The sequence below is a fragment of the Acetomicrobium mobile genome (assembly GCF_937920065.1).
This window is the reverse complement of sequence record NZ_CALETC010000174.1, coordinates 1-2,905: the sequence shown is the minus strand read 5'-3', so window position 1 is coordinate 2,905 and position 2,905 is coordinate 1. Positions and strand designations below refer to the sequence as shown.

Sequence of the window (2,905 nt, the reverse complement as noted above, 5' to 3'; positions counted from 1 at the left end):
CCGATATTCCCCCGTCCCTTCCTGGACCCGTGACGTGACTCGCCATTTTGCCAACCTCCAATGTCTTTCTTGCCTGAATTATATACTTTATCCTACAGCACCATCATGATGCAGGATTACCCATACATTTGTCCATTTTTCTGCAAAGAAGAAGCTTGACAAAGAAAGAAATTTTGATAGAATACAATTAGATTACAAAATCGTAGAACGCTGTTCTATAATATTGAACAAGAAGGCGATTTTAGTGAAGAAAACTACCTTGTTGAAAAAGCTGATAAACGACCCTGAGATCCTGGTGATGCCCGGCGCTTATGACGTCCTCTCGGCTCGGCTAATTGAAGCTGCCGGTTTCAAAGCTGTACAGTGCTCAGGATTTGGCTTTGCCGCTTCACTGCTGGGATTGCCCGATATTGGGATTTTAAGCAGCACGCAGATGCTTGAAATTACGCGCAACATTTGCCACGCAGTGGATATTCCCGTTATGGCCGACGGTGATAACGGGTTTGGAAACGCCGTAAATACCTATTACACGGTTCGAGAATTTGAAGCTGCCGGTGCTGCAGGCATTAACCTGGAAGATCAAATTATCCCCAAAAGGTGTGGCCACATAACGGGCAAGCAATGCATTTCGGCTGAGGAAATGGTCTTAAAAATAAAGGCGGCTAGGGAAGCAGCCAAGGACCCAGATTTCGTGATAAATGCCCGCACCGATGCTTACATGATTTATGGAGAAGAAGAGGCCATCCGTCGAGGCAACATGTATGCCAAAGCAGGCGCTGACCTCATCTTCGTCGAGGCTGTAACCTCTGTAGAGGGAATCAAGCGAGTGATAAAGGGCATCGATGCTCCTGTCTCTATAAATTTGCTTCAGGGCGGGAGGACACCTCTCGTCACCATCCAAGAGCTTCAGGAATGGGGAGCTGCCAGGGTCAGTATACCTGTCACTTCGGTGATGGCGGCAGCATGGGGAGTAAAGCAGGCATTGGAATACATAAAGGAGAAAGGAACCATAAAAGACCTGCCGGGCGTGATCGGTTTCGAAGAATTTGCAGGCCTTGTAAAGCTGGATGAGATCAGGGACTTAGAGTCGCGTTATCTCACGGAGGAAGAGATAGCGATGAGATATCAGAGCCGTGATGGTTTAGAAAAGGCGAAGTCGGAACTTCACTAGAGCTAACTTATATAAGGGAGTGCTGGACAGATGGCTAAAAGGGAACAGGGCACATCGATCCGACGAGCTTTAAAGGTGCTTTCTGCGTTTTCATTGGAAGAACCTTTTCTTGGAGTGAGTGAAATCGCCAAGAAACTTGACTTGCCAAAAAGTTCAGTTCACTGGCTGCTTCAAGTCCTCCAGGATGAAGGTTATGTCTGCCAGGACCCGAAGACCAACAAATATCGCTTGAGTGTAAAGCTCTTTCATTTAGGCTCTATTGCAACTAACACTATGGATATTAATTACGTAGCCCAACCTGTAATGGAGCGATTGCGCGACATAACGGAAGAAACCGTAAATCTATATGTTTTGGATGGCTTTGATCGGGTGTGCATAGAGCAGGCTGAAGGCGTTCACCTGGTTAGACAAGTGGTTCGCCTGGGTCAAAAGATCCCTGCCTATTGCGGTGCCGCCGGGAAGGTGTTGGTAGCCTGGCAACCTGAGGATTTCATCGAAAGGTTGATTTCCCATACACGACTTAAACCTTTGACGAAAAACACCATCTCCGATGTCGTACTCTTTAAAAAGGAACTTGCCAAGATAAGAATGCAGGGATATGCAGTAAGCCACGGCGAGCGAGACATCGAGGTAGTAGCAGTATCTGCGCCGGTCTTTGACGAAGAAGGCAAAATACTGGCTTCCTTAAGCGTTAGTGGCCCTGTCTCTCGTTTTGAAATCACTCCCCAGGTAATAGAGGCGGTAAAAAACGCAGCAAGTGAGATTTCCTATCAGTTAGGTTATTCCAAAGATTTAGAAGCTGCAATGTTAGGCGGCAGAAATTAGGGGTTTGCAAAAAATAAAAATTTTATGTAATCATGTCTGAATATTTTGTATATACCTTACATTTTATACAAATACAAAAAAGGAGGACAAATCCGTGAGACTGGAAGCAGCCAAGCCAGTTGTCGTTAGGGGAAAGAAACTTGGAGGAGATAAACCTTTAATTTGCTTTCCTCTGGTGGGAAAAACTCCTGAAGGTGCTCTTGAGGAAGCAAGAAAGGCGATTGCAGGGTCTCCCGACGTGATCGAACTTAGAGTTGACGCCTGGAGCTTCATAACAGACAGGCAAACTTCTTTGAAGGTTCTTGGGGATATAAGAAAATTGACCGATATTCCCTTGCTTTTGACTTGCAGAAGCCACCATGAGGGCGGATTTCAGGAAGTTTCGACGGATGTGAGGAATGCATTATATAAAGGTGCAATCGAGGAAAAATTGGTGGACCTCGTCGACATCGAACTTATAAGCGGCTACGAAGAAATTAGAAATTTAAAGCAAATCGCTGCTCCCCACGGCGTTTATTTAATTGTCTCCTTTCACGATTTCAAGAAAACACCTCCTAAAGAAGTCATTTTTGCAACCATAGCCAAGGAGATCGCCTTTGGCGGGGACGTCGCCAAGGTCGCCGTAATGCCCCAGTCCATGGAAGACGTGCTGATCCTGATGGCAGCGACGTTGCTGGCGAGGCGCGAGTTCCCCGAAACCCCCTTGATAACCATGTCCATGGGGTCGCTCGGTTCCATCACGAGGATCGCAGGCTGGCTCTTCGGTTCGGATCTGACCTTTGCGGTAGGCGTAGCCTCATCTGCCCCTGGACAGATACCAGCTGATGAGCTGAGAGAGGTTTACAAGCTGCTTTATTCCCTTTACCTGAACGATTAGAAAAGCGATGAGCAAGTATAAGGCATGTTAAA

3 protein-coding genes are annotated in these 2,905 nt (G+C 46.7%); all 3 read left to right on the top strand.

The features are described from left to right. The first annotated feature begins 244 nt into the window (after positions 1-244). Positions 245-1,171 (top strand): oxaloacetate decarboxylase, encoded by a 927-nt coding sequence (locus Q7P41_RS06805; RefSeq protein ID WP_303883059.1) that lies wholly within the window; start codon positions 245-247, stop codon positions 1,169-1,171. A 30-nt stretch (positions 1,172-1,201) separates the two neighbouring features. Beyond that, entirely contained in the window at positions 1,202-1,996 is a 795-nt protein-coding gene (locus tag Q7P41_RS06800) for an IclR family transcriptional regulator (protein WP_303883058.1), read from the top strand. 94 nt (positions 1,997-2,090) lie between these two features. Next, entirely contained in the window at positions 2,091-2,873 is a 783-nt protein-coding gene (aroD, locus tag Q7P41_RS06795; RefSeq protein ID WP_303883057.1) for a type I 3-dehydroquinate dehydratase, read from the top strand. Positions 2,874-2,905: the final 32 nt, after the last annotated feature.